Below are 20,172 nucleotides of genomic sequence, written 5' to 3'. Positions count from 1 at the left end.
GGCGGTGGTTCATGCTCCGCCCGGCACCCCGCGTTTCCTTCCTGACGGCACGACAATCAACCACAGCGCCAGACCGATCAGCAGTGCGCCGAGAATCAGCCCTTTTTGTATGGTTTCTCCGAGGCACAAATAGCCCCACAGCGCCGCAAAAGGTGGGATCAAAAAGGTCACGGACAGCGAACGCAGCGGTCCTATATCAGCAATCAGGCGAAAATAGAGAATATACCCTGCTGCTGTACAGACCACGCCCAGCATGACTATCGCTATCCACGGCAGGCTCTGTCGCCAGTCTATGACCGGACCATACCAGCCTGACCAGAGAAAGAAAGGCAACAGAAACAGCGTGGCGCCGACCTGGCTGCCCAACGCGACGCGCTCAGCCTCAAGGCCGCCCCGCTGCTGGATCCAACTGCGGGTCAGGAAGCCGGCCAGACCGTAACAGGCGGTCGCGATCAGGCAGGCCCCGATCCCCGGCAGCAGGAGGGCGGCGCTGAGGCTGGAGGTTGGGCTCGCAATGACTGCCACGCCAATGGCGCCCAGTAACGCGCCGCCGCCTTTGCGCAGGGTTAACGGTTCCGCAAAGCATAACGCGCCGATAAGCATTCCCATCATCGGCGCCGTGGCGTTGAGCGTGGCGGAGTACCCTGCCGGCAGCCACTGTGCGGCAAGGCAGTACATCAGAAAAGGAAGGCCTGAATTAATGACCCCCAGCTTCAGAGTGGATATGAATTTTCCCTGATACCCGCTCCATTTACCCTGCACGCCGAGTAACAGCCCGAGCGCGATAGCGGCGAACAGTACGCGAAGAAAAGCGCTGATCATCGCCCCGAAGGCCGGGGTGGTGATGCGCATAAACAAAAAACTGGCGCCCCAGAGAGCGGCGAGCAGCAGCAGGCGGCCATAGTCGATAACACGCATGATTGACTCCTTGTATTCACGAAGGAAGTCAACTGTAGAACTCACGTGCAGCGTCCGACAAACGCGTTATGCTTACATGATTAAGTTATTCTTAACTGAGATGCCATGTCGATGAAACTTCCACCGCTGAATGCGCTGCGCTGCTTTGAAGCGGCGGCACGGCTGCTTAGTCTGAAGCAGGCCGCCAGTGAGCTTTGCGTTACGGCAAGCGCCGTCAGCCAGCAAATTGCCCGCCTCGAGGAAGCGCTGAATACCCCGCTTTTTATTCGTACTCCCCGACAGTTACAGTTAACGGAGGTGGGGGAGATCTACCTGCGGGCCGTTCAGCCCGCCTTTCTCCAGATAGCCGCCGCCACCCAGCGCCTGCAGGTGCCCGCGGGGCCAGAAAAGGTGACGCTCAGCTGTACCAGCGGCTTCGCCATTCAGTGGCTGCTGCCGCGGCTGGCTGATTTTGAACGACGTTATCCAAAGATTGAGATCCAGATCGGCACCACCAACCGGCGAGTAGATTTGCTGAGTGAAGGGATCGATTTTGCCGTGCGTCATGGTGTCGGCGGCTGGCCGGAACTGCAGGCTTACCGCCTGCTGGATGACGACCTTATCCCGGTCTGCAGTCCGCAACTGATTGCTCCGCGCCGGTCCCTCGCCGGTGCGGGCGATCTGCTGCAGTATCCGCTGCTGCACGATGAGCATCGTGAAGACTGGGCGCTGTGGTGTGAGGCCGTGGGGCTGGAGCCGGACCGCGCGCGCCGCGGTCCGGTGTTCACTGATTCCAACGGCGTGACGGAGGCGGCGTTCGCTGGTATGGGGATGGCATTACTGCGACGTTCATTCATAGCGTCTGCGCTGACGCAGGGGCGGCTGGTTAATCCTCTGGCGCAGCCCATCGCCTGTCCGCTGGCCTATCATCTGGTTTACCACGAGACCGCGCTGCTGGCGCCTGCCAACCGCTGTTTTCGCGACTGGCTGCTCGGCCAGCGCCCGGCTGTTGTTGAGGAGGGCGCGCAGTGAGGGGGGCGCTGTCCGATAAAGATCCGTATGCGTGAATGGGCACAGGAGAATGAGGAAAATCTGTTCCATACTAAAGACGGGGCGCGGCGAACAGAAGCTTTCCCGACGAAGTTTTTCTTTTTACAGCGTACAGGTCGCGGAGAAGCGCTTTTTGTTGATAAATGAGAGCACCGTAACAGCTATACCGCAGATGAGGCTTAATCTTCCTAACCCGCAGATGATCAGTTCTGCTAAATTAATCATTTATCGACCCAAAGACAGATACCACCAATTAGTAGGGCAATAAAACCTACCAATGAACACAACAATTCGGCGATAAACCAGTATTTGATGTTTGCAGGTAGCTCCCGTATATAATCGACATCATCATTTTTTCTCTGAATAGACTTTTTGCCAAAGATCAATATGAGGGATCGCTATGCGCTAATTGCATACGTTTCCCTTATCCTCAGTTTCTTATGTAATTGATGATACTGATTGGGAGTGAATAAAATAGCCAAGTTTTGCTCTTGGCTATTTATTTCAATTAAATGAATAATGGTAAATAGAAAACTGATAACATCATGAATAGAAAAATAATACCGACCACGCAAAATCGTACTTTTACACGTAACCAATCGGTATACTGATTAGGAAGTTCTTTAATGAATCGAATTTGTTCATTATCCATTCCTCGCGTATGAAATGAGTTTTCTTTAAAATATAATGCTTTAATAAAAAATGCATCACGCATAAACGAGAAAAAGAACCCCCCATCCTGATAAATTAAAGCCTCTACTGGTCTTGCGTCAAATTTTTCAACAAATAGCGAACAGAGAGTAATGAATTTATTTTTCGAAATGCGATCGTAAATAATTGAAATAACCCCCGTAAGTATTAGGCATAGACACAATACCAATCCAATCGAGTTACGATGCATAATTATAAAATTAATTACCGAAAGTTTCATACAGCTGCTCTCCACCCCATTCACCGAATGCGCCACCTGCACTACTACCGACATAGCCTAAACCAGCCCCAGCAATCACAGAGCAAGCAAGCCCTCCGACACCAGCAGTACCAACACCGATAGCGATACAAAGAGGTATTGCTAAATAGCCACCAGCAACACCAACCCCCGTACCTACAGCAAAGCTACCAATCTCAGTATACTTTTTCTTGGTACATTCAGCTTCGCGACCAACAGAACAAGCCTCATTTATTTCATTTAGTGAATGCAGTCCGCTAAAACCAATGCCTAAATAACCAGTGTAACGCATTGCTTTTACGCATTTAGCTGCCCGTTCGATGTGGGTAGCATAGCCTTCAATGTCACTGATCCCCGTTTCATTCCATTTGTGGGTAATAGAACTGCTGGATAGGCCAAGTGCTTTTTTTATTTTTGTATACTCTCCGAATTTCATAGCCTTATTCAGGAATCTGACTTTAAGTATTGATTCAAGCTCTTTAAACAACAGGCTACGTTGAATGTAAAATTGTTCTCCTATCAACGAGCCTCTCGTTATGTAGGTATTCTTATACGTTTCTTGAATCTCTCTGAGTATTTTTTCGATACTCTCAAAGTATTTTCCAACAGGATCAGCAGCAAGGCCAATTCCTGTATCAGCGTAGCTGGTGAAATTAGCTATGGTTGCGTAGTGTTTGTGCAGCAAGTTAGCTTCCTGGATTGTCAGCGGTTCTAACGCCGCATCAACTCGCGCTTTCGCGGCTTTCATGTGGGCAATCTGCTCGTCGTCCTGTTTCTCTGGATCAACCAGAAGCATAATCGAACCAGCTTTGTATCTTTCATCCGGGCCGTTCAGAATAGAGAATAGCTCTTTTGCCCCTGCTGGTGGGTTTTCAGTGAATAACAGACGTTGCCACGCTTCCGTAGTACCGCCATAAGTGATAACGGCAAAACCTGCATCTATACCTGTTTTCTTTTTTGCTGTTTGGGCGTTCTGTTCCGGTTCTGACTCAATCGGCCCTGGAAGTTCAGGCATCTTGACGAGGTGAGGTAGATCAGTGTGCGTTACCGTTGCTTCTCCACCAAGTTCGTAATCATCATCCCAGTTTGAATTGATGAATTTGGATTTACAGGGGCAGGAGCTATAACTGTGTAGTGTTCCGGCAATCCTTTTGCCGTGTATGTCATCATCAAGCCCACCACAAATACGGTAAAGCCCTGGATGTTTACCACAAGTTACTTTATGCCCTTCACAGGACATATCTCTGTCAAAATGCTGGTGGTCGCTCCATCCTTCAGTGATAACGCCACCACATCGTGTCTTATCACCTCTGAATAAATAGTATCCCTTAACGCCCATCAGTGCTTACTCCCTGACACGGTCAAGAATCCTTCCGGGAGTTCGCGGCCTTCACGAAAAACCAGTTTGCTGCACGATTGTGGGGTAGAGATTATTTCATCACCATTATCAAGCATACTGCCAACGAGTGCAGCGGATGCGCCCTGCATGATTCGGGCCTTGCCAGCACCGGAAATAATAGTGGACTCGCTGCCATCAGCATATACAACCTTGTCACCTACCCGAGCAACTTGTAATCCTCCGGTAGTCGCACCGCCTGAAGCATGGCGAATGACTCCACCGCGACGGGTCAGACTTCCAACGACTGCAAACCGGAAAATGTGAGCTAACGGGCGGCTTAGATGCTGTTTTTTAATTTCCTCAAGTTCTTTCCGGGTTTTGTCATCGCAGAGTGACAAAAGCTCTTCGTCGTAAGGCGGTTGTGATTGGGCCTCATTAATTTCGGGTGTGATTTCGTTGGTATATTGCTGCATAAGTCCCTCTGCTTGTTGTGAATTAATCTTCATACGTAATTCATTGTACAAATAACACCCATGTGCCGGAAGTTGTTTTTCATAAAAATGAAACTGCGTTTTAAAATATTTATTTTGTGAATGTTATGGCGCGATTCATTTACTATCGACTATGTCGAAGCTTTTGCTGTACGGGCAATGCTGCGACTCCGTGACGAAGGTAAATGTGTAGATACTGTTGGAGTAGACACACAGCGTTTTCCCGTTCGCTGTGCTTGACTGTTCCGGATTGCTCATCGTTATACGTCCAAGTTCAGAAAGACTCAGGCGCACAAAACTTGTTGAATCATTTAGTCTAAAATTCGTGTAGTATGTGCGCCCACGAATCATTGTGTGACAGCTTGTGTGATACGTTGTTTGCCATGCTGTGTGCCATGAAATATTTACAGATCAGTGAGTTAAGTTGAGTTTTAGGCTAACTCGTTGTTTTTGAAAGCATACCAGACGCCTGGGAAGGCGACACCTTAAGGAAGCTCAATGAGCGAGAAACTGCAAAAAGTGCTGGCCCGCGCCGGCCACGGCTCCCGCCGTGAAATTGAAGCGAAAATCGAAGCTGGCCGCGTCAGCGTCGACGGAAAAATCGCCACCCTCGGCGATCGTGTGGAAATCGTCCCCGGTTTAAAAATTCGTATCGATGGTCATCTGATCTCGGTGAAAGAGTCTGCTGAGCAGATCTGTCGCGTGCTGGCTTACTATAAGCCGGAAGGCGAGCTGTGCACCCGTAACGATCCGGAAGGGCGCCCGACGGTGTTTGATCGCCTGCCAAAACTGCGCGGCGCGCGCTGGATTGCCGTTGGCCGTCTGGACGTGAACACCTGTGGCCTGCTGCTGTTCACCACCGATGGCGAACTGGCAAACCGCCTGATGCATCCGAGCCGTGAAGTCGAGCGTGAGTACGCCGTTCGCGTTTTCGGCCAGGTGGATGATGATAAGCTGCGTCAGCTGTCTCGTGGCGTGCAGTTAGAAGATGGTCCGGCAGCATTTAAAACCATCAAATTCACCGGCGGTGAAGGGATTAACCAGTGGTACAACGTCACCCTGACCGAAGGGCGTAACCGCGAAGTGCGTCGCCTGTGGGAAGCGGTCGGCGTGCAGGTCAGCCGTCTGATCCGCGTGCGCTATGGCGATATTCTGCTGCCGAAAGGCCTGCCGCGCGGCGGCTATACCGAACTGGACCTGGCGCAGACCAACTACCTGCGCGAGCTGGTGGAGCTGACGCCGGAAACCAGTTCTAAAGTTGCTGTCGAGAAAGACCGTCGCCGGATGAAAGCCAATCAGATCCGTCGGGCGGTGAAGCGTCACAGCCAGACCAGCGCTAACCCGCGCCAGGGTAACAACAGCAACCGTCGTTCCAGTACTCGCAATAAGACCAACGGTTAATGTTGTGCGTTCCGGTGGATTGCCGCCGGAACGCGTACTGCCTTTCGCCGTATCAGGCCCTCAGTAGTCAATTCCCATCTGCGCTTTAATCCCGGCATCAAACGCATGCTTGACCGGACGCAGTTCGCTGACGGTATCCGCCAGTTCAATAATATCGCGATGGCAGCCGCGGCCGGTAATGATCACCGACTGATGGGCAGGACGCTCACGCAGGGCGCTTAGCACCGACTCCAGCGGCAGGTAATCGTACGCCACCATGTAAGTCAGCTCATCCAGCAGCACCAGATCGAGCTGGTCGTCAGCCAGCATACGGCGGGCATGCTCCCAGACCGCCAGACAGGCGGCGGTGTCGCTGTCGCGATCCTGGGTGTTCCAGGTGAAGCCTGTCGCCATCACCTGAAATTCGACGCCGTGGGGTTCCAGCAGGTTACGCTCACCGTTAGGCCAGGTCCCCTTAATAAACTGGATCACGCCGACTTTTTTGCCGTGGCCGACGGCGCGGGTCGCGGTGCCAAAGGCGGCGGTGGTTTTGCCTTTGCCGTTGCCGGTAAAGACCATCACAATGCCGCGTTCGTCCTGGGCTGCCGCCACCCGGGCGTCAACTTTATCTTTCAGCCGCTGCTGGCGTTCGCGGTAGCGTTCATCACTCATTGGGCAATTCCTGGCTTACGGCCCGGTTGGGCGTCAAAGGTCATTCCCGTCTTGCGGCGACTGTCGTCACCCATCAGCCATAGATAGACGGGCATAATGTCAGCGGGGGTCTTCAGTTTTAGCGGATCTTCCGTCGGGAAGGCGCTGGCGCGCATCCCGGTGCGGGTGCCGCCGGGGTTGATGCAGTTCACCCGCAGATGACGGCTTTGGTACTCGTCGGCCAGCACCTGCATCATCCCTTCGGTGGCGAATTTGGAGACCGCATAGGCGCCCCAGTTGGCGCGGCCCTGACGGCCAACGCTGGACGAGGTGAAGACCAGCGAGCCCGCATCCGAACGGAGTAATAAAGGAAGAAGCGCCTGGGTCAGCATAAAAGTGCCATTGACGTTCACCTGCATCACCTGCTGCCAGACCTCCGGCTTCTGCTCGTCCATGGGGCAGATGTCGCCGAGCAGGCCGGCGTTGTGCAGCACGCCGTCAAGACGGGGATAGTGCATACTTATCTGCTGCGCCAGCTGCTGGCACGCCTGCGGCGTGCAGGTTAGCAGGTCGAGGGTAAACCAGCGGGCGGGAATGCCGCCCTCGCGTTCAATCTCCTGGGCGACGGCGCGCAGTTTTTCGTCGTTGCGGCCAAGCAGAATCACGCTGGCGCTATAGCGCGCGTAGGTCAGGGCCGCTTCACGACCAATCCCGTCGCTGGCGCCGGTGACCAGGATGATGCGATCTTTCAGCAAGTGGCGTTGCGGTTGATAATGCACGGCGACTCCTTGGGCGATCGGTTCCCGATCGCGCTTCATCTTTGGTATCTCACTTTTGCGCTGTTATGCCTGAAAGTGCTCGCCATTGCAATCGGCGAAGCGGAAAGTATTCAGAAAATTAATATCTTGCAACGATTTCAGCCTCGCTGAAAAAAAACGGAATCCGCTGCGCACAAGACACAAAGCACAAAGACTTCTCGCCAGGGGCTGATGTACACTGTGCAGCAACGTCAGTGCTTTACACAAGGTGAAAACGTGGAATTACTTGCTCAGTACGGCTTATTTTTAGCCAAGATCGCGACGGTTGTCGTCGCTATCGCGGTGATTGCCGCTATTATCGTCAACCTGGCCCAGCGTAAGAAGCAGCGCGGCGAACTGCGGGTGACCAATCTTAGCGAGCATTACAAAGAGATGAAGGAATCGCTGGCGGTGGCGCTGCTTGACGGCCCGCAGCAGAAACAGTGGCATAAAGCGCAGAAGAAAAAGCAAAAACAAGAGGCGAAGGCCGCGAAAGCGCGGGCGAAGCTGGGTAACGTGGAGCCGGAAGGCAAGCCGCGCGCCTGGGTGCTGGATTTCAAAGGCAGCATGGATGCCCATGAGGTCAACAGCCTGCGGGAAGAGATCACGGCGGTGCTGGCGGCGGCGAAAGCGCGTGACCAGGTGGTGATTCGTCTGGAAAGCCCCGGCGGGGTGGTTCACGGTTACGGACTGGCAGCCTCTCAGCTGCAGCGGTTGCGCGACAAACAGATCCCGCTGACGGTGGCGGTTGACAAAGTGGCGGCCAGCGGCGGCTATATGATGGCTTGCGTGGCCAACAAAATTGTGTCGGCGCCGTTTGCGATCCTTGGCTCCATTGGCGTGGTGGCGCAGATCCCTAACCTCCATCGCTTCCTGAAGAACAAAGATATTGATATCGAACTGCATACCGCCGGGCAGTACAAACGGACGCTCACTATGCTGGGCGAAAATACCGAAGAAGGGCGGCGCAAGTTCCGTGAGGATCTCAATGAGACGCACCATCTGTTCAAGGATTTCGTCCATCGGATGCGTCCTGGACTTGATATTGAGCAGGTAGCTACCGGCGAGCACTGGTACGGGGTGCAGGCGCTGGAAAAAGGGCTGGTGGATGCGGTTGAAACCAGCGATGAGCTGTTGCTGGGGCTCATGGAGAGCCACGAGGTGATCGGGGTGCGTTATCAACAGCGTAAGAAAATGCTCGACCGCTTCACTGGTAGCGCCGCGGAGAGCGCCGATCGACTTCTGCTGCGCTGGTGGCAGCGCGGTCAGAAACCGCTGATGTAAACAACATAACGCGAGGCCAGGGCCTCGCGTTATCGTTTCCACTGGCCTTAATCGACCAGGTGATACTTGTCCGACAGCTCGTGGGCGAGGTACTTAAACATGTTAAATACCGCCGTACTCTTCGGCGTCGGTAAACCCTGCTCGTCAAGATAAAACTCACCGCTAAACACCAGGACATTGTTGCGCTGAACGACGTCGGTGGCTTCGATACCGGCTAACGTATCCTCATGTTCGCGAATAAGTTTGTTGGCTTTTTCGAGCAGCGTCTGGCGATCGATAGGTTGGGTTGTACCTTGCATAACGGACTCCTCTTTTTCTCCGCGCGTAGTTTACGCCGCGCGGCGGCGTGGGGCAAATTTTCCATGGACAAAACAGGGGTAATCGTAACCAGTGGAGAAACAGCCGTTTACTGGCGGGTTTCGCTTTTGCATGCTAATAAAGTTGCGTAACGAATTTTATCAGGTACAGTGTGACGCTTTCGGCGATCTGGCAACAGATTTGCTTGACATTCGGCCAAAAATTCTTCGTGCTATGTCACCTGACGCAAAAAAGTCAGCAAACTCAAACGCCTGGTTTTACGGAGATGAAACGGGTGTTCAGGGTTGATATTCACCGACGGTGCCGCAACATATGAGGCAGTCGCCAGTGGAGGGTGTATGAATGTGCGATGTATTCCTGGATGAATCAAATTAGGTAAAGGTGAATATGGGTAAAGCTCTCGTTATCGTTGAGTCCCCGGCAAAAGCCAAAACGATCAATAAGTATCTGGGTAATGACTACGTGGTGAAATCCAGCGTCGGTCATATCCGCGATTTGCCGACCAGTGGATCAGCTTCCAAAAAGAGCACCGACTCTACCGCCACCAAAGGGGCTAAAAAGCCTAAAAAGGACGAACGTGGTGCTCTGGTTAACCGCATGGGCGTGGACCCATGGCATGACTGGAATGCGCACTATGAAGTACTTCCGGGTAAAGAAAAGGTAGTTTCAGAACTCAAACAGTTGGCGGAAAAAGCTGACCACATCTATCTCGCAACCGACCTTGACCGCGAAGGGGAAGCCATTGCCTGGCACCTGCGGGAAGTGATCGGCGGCGATGAACAGCGTTACAGCCGCGTGGTGTTCAATGAGATCACCAAAAACGCTATTCGTCAGGCCTTCGAAAAGCCGGGCGAACTGAATATCGATCGGGTTAACGCCCAGCAGGCGCGCCGCTTTATGGACCGCGTGGTGGGCTATATGGTCTCGCCGCTGCTGTGGAAGAAAATTGCCCGTGGTCTTTCTGCCGGGCGCGTGCAGTCCGTTGCGGTCCGCCTGGTGGTGGAACGTGAGCGTGAAATCAAAGCCTTCGTCCCGGAAGAGTACTGGGAAGTTGATGCCAGCACCACCACGCCGGGCGGCGACGCGCTGCCTCTGCAGGTAACTCATAAAGACGATAAGCCGTTCCGTCCGGTCAGCCGTGATGAGACCATGGCGGCGGTATCGCTGCTGGAAAAAGCCAGCTACAGCGTGCTGGAGCGAGAAGACAAGCCGACCAGCAGCAAGCCGGGCGCGCCGTTCATCACCTCCACGCTGCAGCAGGCGGCCAGCACCCGTCTCGGCTTCGGCGTGAAAAAGACCATGATGATGGCTCAACGTCTCTATGAGGCGGGGCACATCACCTATATGCGTACCGACTCCACCAACCTGAGTCAGGACGCGCTGAACATGGTTCGCGGTTATATCAGCGACAACTTTGGCAAAAAATATCTGCCGGAGAGCGCTAACCAGTACGCCAGCAAAGAAAACTCGCAGGAAGCGCACGAAGCGATTCGTCCTTCTGATGTGAGCGTGCTGGCGGAAACGCTGAAAGATATGGAAGCCGATGCGCAGAAGCTCTATCAGCTGATCTGGCGCCAGTTTGTCGCCTGTCAGATGACGCCGGCGCAATACGATTCCACCACGCTGACCGTGGCGGCGGGCGATTTCAAACTGAAAGCGCGCGGTCGTACCTTACGTTTCGACGGCTGGACCAAAGTGATGCCGGCGCTGCGCAAGGGCGATGAAGACCGGACGCTGCCGGTGGTTAAACAGGGCGACCGCCTGAGCCTGGTGGAGCTGACGCCTGCGCAGCACTTTACCAAGCCGCCGGCGCGCTTCAGCGAAGCTTCGCTGGTCAAAGAGCTGGAAAAACGCGGTATCGGCCGTCCTTCCACCTACGCTTCGATCATCTCGACCATTCAGGATCGCGGCTACGTGCGGGTGGAAAACCGTCGTTTCTATGCGGAGAAAATGGGCGAAATCGTCACCGATCGGCTGGAAGAAAACTTCCGCGATCTGATGAACTACGACTTCACCGCGCAGATGGAAGATCGTCTCGACCAGGTGGCCAACCACCAGGCCGAGTGGAAAGAGGTGCTGAACCACTTCTTCGGCGATTTTACCACTCAGCTGGAGACCGCAGAGAAAGATCCGGAAGAGGGCGGCATGCAACCGAACCCGATGGTGCTTACCAGCATCGACTGCCCGACCTGTGGACGTAAAATGGGCATCCGTACCGCCAGCACCGGTGTTTTCCTCGGCTGTTCGGGCTATGCTCTGCCGCCGAAAGAGCGTTGCAAAACCACCATCAACCTGGTGCCGGAAAACGAAGTCCTCAACGTGCTGGAAGGCGATGACGCGGAAACCAACGCGCTGCGTGCCAAACGTCGCTGTCAGAAGTGCGGGACCGCAATGGACAGCTACCTTATCGATCCTAAGCGTAAACTGCACGTGTGTGGTAATAACCCGACCTGCGACGGCTATGAGATTGAAGAAGGCGAGTTCCGCATCAAGGGCTATGATGGTCCGGTAGTGGAGTGCGAGAAGTGCGGTTCTGAAATGCACCTGAAAATGGGGCGTTTCGGCAAGTACATGGCCTGTACCAACGACGAGTGTAAGAACACGCGTAAGATCCTGCGCAACGGCGAAGTGGCTCCGCCGAAGGAAGATCCGGTGCCGCTGCCGGAGCTGCCGTGCGAGAAGTCTGACGCGTACTTTGTGTTGCGCGACGGGGCGGCGGGTGTCTTCCTGGCGGCCAACACCTTCCCGAAATCACGGGAAACGCGTGCGCCGCTGGTGGAAGAGCTGTACCGCTTCCGCGATCGTCTGCCGGAAAAACTGCGCTATCTCGCCGATGCGCCGCAGCAGGATCCGGAAGGTAATAAAACGCTGGTGCGCTTTAGCCGTAAAACGAAACAGCAGTATGTGGCTTCCGAAAAAGAGGGCAAAGCGACCGGCTGGTCAGCCTTCTTTATTGACGGTAAATGGACTGAAGCCAAAAAGTAATCGTGCAGTATCAGGCAGGAAAAGCGCGCTTTTCCTGCACTAACGGCCGGCAGAGGCAGTGGATGCCTCTGCCGCGTTGTTTCCCCTTCTGGATGGTCTTTTCTTCCCCTTATAACCACCTATATTATTTTTCGTTAGTATCTATACACTGTTGATATAAATGATATAGTGGTTATAGCTAATCCCTTTTTTATTATTAAAACGTCTTATACATCATCGCTTTCAGGATGCGTTGCGGCGCCACTACGGCCAACTGCCGGGAGGCTGGCCTCACGGTCGACAAGTTGCCTGAACGTAAAGTGTATTAAGCGGCTTCATTTTACGCGCAAACGGATATCAGCATGAAACTACAACAGCTTCGCTACATCGTAGAGGTGGTGAACCATAACCTGAATGTTTCATCCACCGCCGAAGGGCTTTATACCTCCCAGCCGGGCATCAGTAAGCAGGTCCGCATGCTGGAAGATGAGCTGGGCATCCAGATTTTCGCCCGCAGCGGCAAACATTTAACTCAGGTGACACCTGCCGGGCAGGAGATCATCCGTATCGCCCGCGAGGTATTATCGAAAGTCGATGCGATTAAATCTGTCGCCGGGGAGCATACCTGGCCTGATAAAGGGTCGTTATATGTGGCGACGACCCATACTCAGGCCCGCTATGCGTTACCGGGGGTGATCAAGGGCTTTATTGAACGCTACCCGCGCGTGTCGCTGCATATGCATCAGGGCTCGCCAACCCAAATTGCAGAAGCCGTATCGAAAGGCAACGCCGACTTCGCCATCGCCACCGAGGCGCTGCATCTGTATGACGATCTGGTGATGTTGCCATGCTATCACTGGAACCGGTCGATTGTGGTGACGCCTGAGCATCCTCTGGCCGCGAAGGGCTCGGTTTCCATTGAAGAGCTGGCGCAGTACCCGCTGGTGACTTATACCTTTGGCTTTACCGGCCGTTCGGAACTGGATACCGCGTTTAACCGTGCGGGTCTGACGCCGCGCATTGTCTTCACCGCCACTGACGCCGACGTGATCAAAACCTATGTTCGCCTGGGGCTTGGGGTCGGGGTGATAGCCAGCATGGCAGTCGATCCGGTCTCTGACCCGGACCTGGTGAAGCTGGATGCGAACGGCATATTCAGCCACAGCACCACCAAAATTGGTTTCCGCCGTAGCACCTTCTTACGAAGCTACATGTATGATTTTATTCAACGTTTTGCACCCCATCTGACCCGGGATGTCGTGGATACCGCGGTGGCTTTGCGGTCGAATGAAGATATTGAAGCGATGTTTAAAGATATAAAACTTCCGGAAAAATAACCCTTAAAAAAATAATGGCATTCCCTGTGGGGAGTGCCATTGACTATCATGGTCCTAATTTAACATCTTAAACCTCGAACCAATCACAAAATTAATAATTTCTGGCAACACGTTTGTCATTATGCCCGCCGCGATCAAATAACCGGTTAAATATATTCCATCAGGCCTAAATTCACTGGATTAATCTTTTATCCATAATTAAGATTTATCTGTACCTGATGATTTGAGCAATTGGTGGTGACAATATGATAAGTAATATCGATTACATGAAACTGGCGATGTCATACGAGAATGACAAAACCGAAATCGATCCCGTTCTGCGTAGTCGCGTATGGGGCGTAGTGTTGGTAGGGCTGGCGATGTTCTGGAGCATCATCGCGCTTACCATCTGCAACATCTGGATTGTCAGCTAAAGCTGTAGGTCATCGTTGTAGATACATGTCATTTTTATGACAGTGAAAGGAAACTGTAATATAAAATCAGTGACCGGCAATACAGGGAGAATATATTTTGCCGCTGGATTCATCCAATCTGAAATCACTCACAAGAGCTAATCATAGCCAGCTGGCCGATTAGCTCTTTTTTTGTCCTCGTGTACTAATACAATATCGTCTTAATCATCGCTTCTGCACTATTTTGGTGCTATTTCTCCGATTCCAGGATAATTCCCGATTAATCACTGTCGACCTCGGCGCATTTAGCAATTTGGGTTGTTATCAAAGTGTTATGCTCGGTATGTGTTATCTTTAATGGAGACCCTGAGGAGAATCAGGGTATGCCATCCCTGAGATAAAGGAGGAGCTATGTCGTCAACCCTACGAGAAGCCAGTAAGGACACGCTGCTGGTCAACGAGAAAACCTGGCATTACTACAGTCTGCCGCTGGCAGAGAAACAGCTGGGCGATCTCAGTCGACTGCCTAAGTCGCTGAAGGTGCTGATGGAGAACCTGCTGCGCTGGCAGGACGGTGACTCGGTGACAGAAGAAGATATTCGTGCCCTGGCCGGCTGGCTGCAACAGGCCCATGCCGACCGGGAGATCGCTTACCGTCCCGCGCGCGTCCTGATGCAGGACTTTACCGGCGTGCCGGCAGTCGTGGATCTGGCCGCCATGCGCGAGGCGGTGAAGCGCCTGGGCGGCGACACCGCGAAAGTGAATCCGCTGTCGCCCGTCGATCTGGTGATCGACCACTCGGTCACTGTCGACCGTTTCGGCGATGACGAGGCCTTCGAAGATAACGTCCGTCTGGAAATGGAGCGTAACCACGAACGTTACGCTTTTCTGCGCTGGGGACAACAGGCCTTCAGCCGCTTCAGCGTAGTGCCGCCGGGCACCGGTATTTGTCACCAGGTCAACCTGGAATACCTCGGTCGGGCCGTCTGGAGCGAAGAGGTGAATGGGAAGTGGATGGCGTGGCCGGATACCCTGGTGGGCACCGACTCTCATACCACCATGATTAACGGTCTCGGCGTACTGGGCTGGGGCGTGGGCGGGATTGAAGCGGAAGCCGCCATGTTGGGTCAGCCGGTGTCGATGCTGATCCCGGATGTCGTGGGCTTTAAGCTCAGCGGCAAACTGCGCGAAGGCATCACCGCCACCGATCTGGTGCTGACGGTCACCCAGATGCTGCGCCAGCACGGTGTCGTCGGCAAGTTTGTTGAATTCTACGGCGATGGCCTGGATACCTTACCCCTGGCCGATCGCGCCACTATCGCCAATATGGCCCCGGAATATGGCGCCACCTGTGGTTTCTTCCCGATCGATGATGTGACGCTTAGCTATATGCGTCTGAGCGGCCGTAGCGAAGAACAGGTCGCCCTGGTGGAAGCCTATGCCAAAGCGCAGGGCATGTGGCGCCAGCCGGGCGATGAGCCGGTCTTTACCAGCACCCTGGCGCTGGACATGGGCAGCGTTGAGGCAAGCCTTGCCGGGCCGAAACGGCCGCAGGATCGCGTGGCGCTCGGCGATGTGCCGAAAGCCTTTGCTGCCAGCGGCGAGCTGGAAGTTAACCATCCTCAGCGTCAGCGCCAGCCGGTGGATTATACGCTGAACGGGCATCACTATTCGCTACCGGACGGCGCCGTGGCCATTGCGGCCATTACTTCCTGTACCAATACCTCCAACCCCAGCGTGCTGATGGCCGCCGGTCTGCTGGCGAAAAAAGCCGTCGAGCGTGGCCTGCAGCCGCAGCCGTGGGTAAAAGCTTCCCTGGCGCCAGGCTCGAAAGTGGTGTCGGATTATCTGGCTCATGCCGGCCTGACGCCTTACCTCGACCAGCTCGGCTTCAATCTGGTGGGATATGGCTGTACCACCTGTATCGGTAACTCCGGTCCGTTGCCGGAACCTATCGAAGAGGCGATCAAAAAGGGCGATCTGACCGTCGGGGCGGTGCTTTCCGGTAACCGTAACTTCGAAGGGCGTATCCATCCGCTGGTGAAAACCAACTGGCTGGCCTCGCCGCCGCTGGTCGTCGCTTACGCCCTGGCGGGGAACATGAATATCGATCTCACCCGCGAGCCGTTGGGGCAGGGCAGCGATGGCGAACCGGTTTATCTGAAAGATATCTGGCCGAGTGGGGAGGAGATTGCCCGTGCGGTGGAACAGGTCTCCACTGAGATGTTCCGCAAAGAGTACGCGGAAGTGTTTTCCGGTACCGAGGAGTGGAAAGCAATCAAGGTGGAGGCGTCAGATACCTATGACTGGCAGGAGGACTCGACTTATATTCGCCTGTCGCCGTTCTTTGACGAGATGGGCGTCGAACCGCTGCCGGTAGAGGATATTCATGGCGCGCGGATCCTCGCCATGCTGGGCGATTCAGTGACCACTGACCACATTTCGCCGGCGGGGAGCATCAAAGCCGATAGCCCGGCAGGCCGCTATCTGCAGGAGCATGGGGTTGCCCGGCGCGACTTTAACTCCTATGGTTCCCGTCGCGGTAACCATGAGGTGATGATGCGCGGCACCTTCGCCAATATCCGTATTCGTAACGAAATGGTACCGGGAGTGGAAGGCGGTATGACCCGACATCTGCCGGACCGCGAACCGGTGGCGATCTACGATGCGGCGATGCAGTATAAAGCGGAAGGCATACCGCTGGCGGTGATTGCCGGTAAGGAGTATGGCTCAGGTTCCAGCCGCGACTGGGCGGCGAAGGGGCCGCGCCTGCTGGGGATCCGGGTGGTGATCGCCGAGTCCTTCGAACGTATCCACCGTTCCAACCTGATCGGGATGGGGATTTTGCCGCTGGAGTTCCCGCAGGGCGTCACCCGTAAAACGCTGCAGTTGACCGGGGAAGAGCGGATTGATATCAGCAATCTGCAGTCGCTTCAGCCTGGCGCTACGGTGCCGGTGACCCTGACTCGCCCTGACGGCTCGCAGGAAGTGATCCCTTGTCGGTGCCGTATCGACACCGCGACCGAGCTCACCTACTACCGCAACGACGGCATCCTGCACTACGTTATCCGCAATATGCTGTAAAACAAAGGGCCAGCATCGCTGGCCCTTTCTCTTTTATTCAATCGGTTTATTCCGCCGGCTTGCTGTTCAGCAAATGGCCCATTTTGGCGGCTTTAGTATCCAGGTAGTGAGCATTTTTCGGGTTACGCCCGACGATCAGCGGTACCCGCTCCACAATGTTGATCCCGGCTTCGGTAAGAATTTCCACTTTTTTCGGGTTATTGGTTAATAACCGAACCTGCTCAACGTTGAGCAGTTTGAACATATCGGCGCACAGGGTGAAGTCGCGCTCATCGGCGGCGAAGCCCAGCTGATGGTTCGCCTCAACGGTGTCGTAGCCCTGATCCTGCAGCGCGTAGGCGCGGATTTTATTCAATAAACCAATGTTGCGTCCTTCCTGGCGGTGATAGAGCAGGATCCCCCGACCTTCTTCGGCGATATGCGACAGGGCCGCTTCCAGCTGAAAGCCGCAATCACAGCGCAGGCTAAACAGGGCATCGCCCGTCAAACACTCTGAATGGACGCGGGCCAGGACCGGCGACTGCCCCGAGATATCGCCATACACCAGCGCGACATGATCTTGTCCGGTTGCCAGTTCTTCAAAACCCACCATCAGGAAATCGCCCCATGGGGTTGGCAGTTTGGCTTCTGCCACACGTTTAAGCTGCATGTGATTCTCCAGATTCTGTCAGCACCTGAATGTGCTTTCTGTTTGCCGCTATTTTGCCACAAGGCCGGGACGTTCTCCTAATCGCGAACGGTTAGCCGCGTGGAAAGCGCACAAACGAACTACTTTCCGCTATGATGTTCATCTACAAGGAGAAGGAGAGAAAATGCTGTTGATTGCCCAACGAACCGCTCTCGCGGCAGCGCTGCTGCTTGTTATGCCTGTTACGGTCTGGCTGTCTGGTTGGCTGTGGCAGCCAGGACTGCCGGTTGCTATGTTGAAAACCCTCTGGTGGGTGACGGAAACGGTGACGCAGCCGTGGGGAATTATCACGCATGTTGCACTGTGCGGCTGGTTTCTCTGGTGTCTTCGCTACCGGCTGCGCGCGGCACTGATCCTGTTCCTGATTCTTGCCGCCGCCATCCTGGTGGGACAGGGGGTTAAATCCTGGGTCAAAGCGCGGGTTCAGGAGCCGAGACCCTTTGTCATCTGGCTGGAAAACTCAAGACAGGTGCCGGTGACGCAATTCTATGCGTTGAAGCGTAAAGAACGCGCTAAACTGGTGCATGCCCAGCTGGCGCAGGCGCAGGACATTCCGCCGTTTTTACGCAAGCACTGGCAGAAAGAGACAGGCTTTGCTTTCCCGTCGGGTCACACGATGTTCGCCGCCAGCTGGGCGCTGCTGGCCGCCGGGCTGCTGTGGCCGCGTCGGCGTTGGGGCACGGTCGCCGTGCTGCTGGTATGGGCGACGGCGGTGATGGGCAGTCGCCTGGCGCTGGGCATGCACTGGCCGCTGGATCTCATTGTCGCCACGCTGATCTCCTGGCTGTTGGTCACGGTGGCCTGCTGGTTGACGCAGCGCCTGTGCGGGCCGCTCTCGCCGCCGGGAGAAGAGGCGCAGGATATTAAAAAACGGATGCCCGAAGCAGAATAATGTTGATTTTAGCGGCATCCGACCGCATATCCTGTACAGTTGCCATGCTTTTTCATTCCACCGCTGCGGCGAAAATGATACTTTATAGGGCTGAAAGCGGGCTTTTTTTCGCGCAACCCACATAACGGGAAGTCATGTGAAATATTTACTCATTTTCTTACTGGTGCTAGCAATCTTCGTCATTTCAGTGACGCTGGGGGCGCAGAATGACCAACAGGTCACGTTCAACTATTTACTCGCGCAGGGTGAATTCCGCATTTCGACACTGCTGGCGGTGCTGTTCGCCGCAGGCTTTGCCATTGGCTGGCTGATCTGCGGCTTGTTCTGGCTGCGGGTGCGTGTCTCGCTGGCGCGCGCGGAGCGAAAAATTAAGCGCCTTGAGCACCAGATTGCCCCCGTCAGCCCGGTCGCTGTCGACGCAGGCGTGCCTGCCGTGAAGGAATAACCTCTTATGCTGGAGTTGTTGTTTCTGCTTTTACCCGTTGCCGCCGCCTACGGCTGGTACATGGGGCGCAGAAGTGCACAACAGTCCAAACAGGACGATGCCAACCGCCTGTCACGGGATTACGTGGCGGGGGTTAACTTCCTGCTTAGCAACCAGCAGGATAAAGCCGTCGATCTGTTCCTTGATATGTTGAAAGAGGATACCGGCACCGTTGAGGCCCACCTGACGCTCGGTAACCTGTTCCGCTCGCGCGGCGAGGTTGACCGCGCGATCCGTATTCATCAGAGCCTGATGGAAAGCGCATCGTTAACCTACGATCAGCGCCTGCTGGCCGTCCAGCAGCTGGGGCGCGACTATATGGCCGCCGGGTTGTACGATCGTGCGGAAGATATGTTCAAACAGCTGGTGGATGAGACCGATTTCCGCCTGAGCGCTCTGCAGCAGCTGCTGCAGATCTACCAGGCGACCAGCGACTGGCAGTCAGCGATCGAAGTCGCTGAACGGCTGGTGAAGCTGGGTAAAGAGAAACATCGTGGCGAAATCGCCAATTTCTGGTGTGAGCTGGCCCTGCAGCAGATGGCGGCCAACGATCTGGATAAAGCGATGGCGCTGCTGAAGAAAGGCGCCGCAGCAGACCGCAACAGCGCCCGGGTCTCAATAATGATGGGCCGGGTGTGGATGGAAAAGGGTGATTACGCCAAAGCGGTAGAGAGCCTTGAGCGGGTTATTGATCAGGATAAAGAGCTGGTCGGTGAGACGCTGGAGATGCTGCAGACCTGCTACCAGCAACTGGGTAAAGCCGAAGAGTGGGAGGTTTTCCTGCGCCGTTGTGTGGATGAGAACACCGGGGCCACCGCTGAACTGATGCTGGCGCAGATCCTCGAGCAACGGGAAGGGGTCGAAGCCGCGCAAAACTACGTTACCCGGCAGCTGGAACGTCACCCGACCATGCGCGTCTTCCATAAGCTGATGGACTACCATCTCAACGAAGCGGAAGAAGGGCGCGCGAAAGAAAGCCTCGGGGTGCTAAGAAACATGGTCGGCGAGCAGGTGCGCAGCAAACCGCGCTATCGCTGCCAGAAATGCGGCTTTACTGCTCATACGCTCTACTGGCACTGCCCATCCTGCCGCTCGTGGGCCACCATCAAACCCATTCGCGGTCTCGACGGCCAATAAAGTCAAAAAAAATCCCTCCATTAGTTACAACATACTCA

At 54.7% G+C, this 20,172-nt stretch carries 18 protein-coding genes; 10 read left to right on the top strand and 8 right to left on the bottom strand.

Annotated elements, in window-relative coordinates; all coding sequences use genetic code 11:
- Positions 1 to 9: 9 nt before the first annotated feature.
- Entirely contained in the window at positions 10 to 918 is a 909-nt protein-coding gene (locus HMPREF3096_RS08660; RefSeq protein ID WP_032730144.1) for a DMT family transporter, read from the bottom strand.
- A 111-nt stretch (positions 919 to 1,029) separates the two neighbouring features.
- Here HMPREF3096_RS08660 and gcvA point away from each other — a divergent pair, with 111 nt between their 5' ends.
- Positions 1,030 to 1,929, top strand: a complete 900-nt coding sequence (gene gcvA / locus HMPREF3096_RS08655) for a transcriptional regulator GcvA (protein WP_032691360.1) — start codon at positions 1,030 to 1,032, stop codon at positions 1,927 to 1,929.
- A 929-nt stretch (positions 1,930 to 2,858) separates the two neighbouring features.
- Here the strand turns inward: gcvA and HMPREF3096_RS08645 are convergent.
- From HMPREF3096_RS08645 to HMPREF3096_RS31385, 3 genes are all read right to left on the bottom strand, one after another.
- A complete protein-coding gene (locus HMPREF3096_RS08645) occupies positions 2,859 to 4,235 on the bottom strand; it encodes a PAAR domain-containing protein (RefSeq protein WP_032730146.1) in 1,377 nt (458 codons plus the stop codon).
- Positions 4,235 to 4,741, bottom strand: coding sequence for a PAAR domain-containing protein (locus HMPREF3096_RS08640; protein ID WP_004190748.1), 507 nt, complete (start codon positions 4,739 to 4,741; stop codon positions 4,235 to 4,237). Before HMPREF3096_RS08640 ends, HMPREF3096_RS08645 begins: the two co-directional genes overlap by 1 nt.
- A gap of 102 nt (positions 4,742 to 4,843) precedes the next feature.
- Positions 4,844 to 5,077: a hypothetical protein gene (locus HMPREF3096_RS31385; RefSeq protein ID WP_071527864.1), complete on the bottom strand. Its 234-nt coding sequence runs from the start codon at positions 5,075 to 5,077 to the stop codon at positions 4,844 to 4,846.
- Positions 5,078 to 5,224: 147 nt separating this feature from the next.
- Here HMPREF3096_RS31385 and rluB point away from each other — a divergent pair, with 147 nt between their 5' ends.
- Positions 5,225 to 6,127, top strand: a complete 903-nt coding sequence (rluB, locus tag HMPREF3096_RS08635; RefSeq protein ID WP_008807781.1) for a 23S rRNA pseudouridine(2605) synthase RluB — start codon at positions 5,225 to 5,227, stop codon at positions 6,125 to 6,127.
- A gap of 60 nt (positions 6,128 to 6,187) precedes the next feature.
- Here rluB and cobO read toward each other — a convergent pair whose 3' ends face one another.
- Entirely contained in the window at positions 6,188 to 6,778 is a 591-nt protein-coding gene (gene cobO / locus HMPREF3096_RS08630) for a cob(I)yrinic acid a,c-diamide adenosyltransferase (RefSeq protein ID WP_002901749.1), read from the bottom strand.
- A complete protein-coding gene (locus tag HMPREF3096_RS08625) occupies positions 6,775 to 7,536 on the bottom strand; it encodes a YciK family oxidoreductase (protein WP_012542052.1) in 762 nt (253 codons plus the stop codon). Before HMPREF3096_RS08625 ends, cobO begins: the two co-directional genes overlap by 4 nt.
- A gap of 255 nt (positions 7,537 to 7,791) precedes the next feature.
- Between HMPREF3096_RS08625 and sohB the strand changes: the two genes are divergently transcribed.
- Positions 7,792 to 8,838: a protease SohB gene (gene sohB / locus HMPREF3096_RS08615; protein WP_008807783.1), complete on the top strand. Its 1,047-nt coding sequence runs from the start codon at positions 7,792 to 7,794 to the stop codon at positions 8,836 to 8,838.
- A gap of 47 nt (positions 8,839 to 8,885) precedes the next feature.
- Here the strand turns inward: sohB and HMPREF3096_RS08610 are convergent, their stop codons facing one another.
- Positions 8,886 to 9,137 (bottom strand): YciN family protein, encoded by a 252-nt coding sequence (locus HMPREF3096_RS08610; RefSeq protein WP_002901761.1) that lies wholly within the window; start codon positions 9,135 to 9,137, stop codon positions 8,886 to 8,888.
- Between the two features lie 406 nt (positions 9,138 to 9,543).
- On the opposite strand from HMPREF3096_RS08610, the gene topA reads away from it, so the two are divergent.
- The 4 genes from topA (at position 9,544) to acnA (ending at position 16,933) form a co-directional block, all read left to right on the top strand.
- Positions 9,544 to 12,141: a type I DNA topoisomerase gene (gene topA, locus HMPREF3096_RS08605; RefSeq protein ID WP_008807785.1), complete on the top strand. Its 2,598-nt coding sequence runs from the start codon at positions 9,544 to 9,546 to the stop codon at positions 12,139 to 12,141.
- A 341-nt stretch (positions 12,142 to 12,482) separates the two neighbouring features.
- Complete coding sequence (gene cysB / locus HMPREF3096_RS08600) at positions 12,483 to 13,457, top strand: HTH-type transcriptional regulator CysB (protein ID WP_008807786.1); 975 nt, start codon at positions 12,483 to 12,485, stop codon at positions 13,455 to 13,457.
- 245 nt (positions 13,458 to 13,702) lie between these two features.
- Complete coding sequence (locus tag HMPREF3096_RS28955; protein WP_002901776.1) at positions 13,703 to 13,870, top strand: YmiA family putative membrane protein; 168 nt, start codon at positions 13,703 to 13,705, stop codon at positions 13,868 to 13,870.
- 390 nt (positions 13,871 to 14,260) lie between these two features.
- Positions 14,261 to 16,933, top strand: a complete 2,673-nt coding sequence (gene acnA / locus HMPREF3096_RS08595) for an aconitate hydratase AcnA (RefSeq protein ID WP_022065863.1) — start codon at positions 14,261 to 14,263, stop codon at positions 16,931 to 16,933.
- A gap of 46 nt (positions 16,934 to 16,979) precedes the next feature.
- Here the strand turns inward: acnA and ribA are convergent, their stop codons facing one another.
- On the bottom strand, positions 16,980 to 17,582 hold the full coding sequence (ribA, locus tag HMPREF3096_RS08590; protein ID WP_008807788.1) for a GTP cyclohydrolase II: 603 nt from the start codon (positions 17,580 to 17,582) through the stop codon (positions 16,980 to 16,982).
- 163 nt (positions 17,583 to 17,745) lie between these two features.
- On the opposite strand from ribA, the gene pgpB reads away from it, so the two are divergent.
- The 3 genes from pgpB to lapB all read left to right on the top strand — a co-directional run bounded on the left by pgpB (position 17,746) and on the right by lapB (position 20,134).
- Positions 17,746 to 18,513 (top strand): phosphatidylglycerophosphatase B, encoded by a 768-nt coding sequence (gene pgpB, locus HMPREF3096_RS08585; protein WP_032730147.1) that lies wholly within the window; start codon positions 17,746 to 17,748, stop codon positions 18,511 to 18,513.
- A 136-nt stretch (positions 18,514 to 18,649) separates the two neighbouring features.
- Complete coding sequence (locus HMPREF3096_RS08580) at positions 18,650 to 18,958, top strand: LapA family protein (protein ID WP_012542047.1); 309 nt, start codon at positions 18,650 to 18,652, stop codon at positions 18,956 to 18,958.
- A 6-nt stretch (positions 18,959 to 18,964) separates the two neighbouring features.
- The gene (gene lapB / locus HMPREF3096_RS08575) at positions 18,965 to 20,134 is read left to right on the top strand and encodes a lipopolysaccharide assembly protein LapB (protein ID WP_008807790.1); all 1,170 of its coding nucleotides are present in this window, start codon (positions 18,965 to 18,967) and stop codon (positions 20,132 to 20,134) included.
- Positions 20,135 to 20,172: the final 38 nt, after the last annotated feature.

The organism is Klebsiella sp. HMSC25G12 (assembly GCF_001807705.1).
GTDB classification, from domain to species: Bacteria; Pseudomonadota; Gammaproteobacteria; order Enterobacterales; family Enterobacteriaceae; genus Klebsiella; species Klebsiella variicola.
This window is presented reverse-complemented; position numbering and strand designations above follow the sequence as displayed.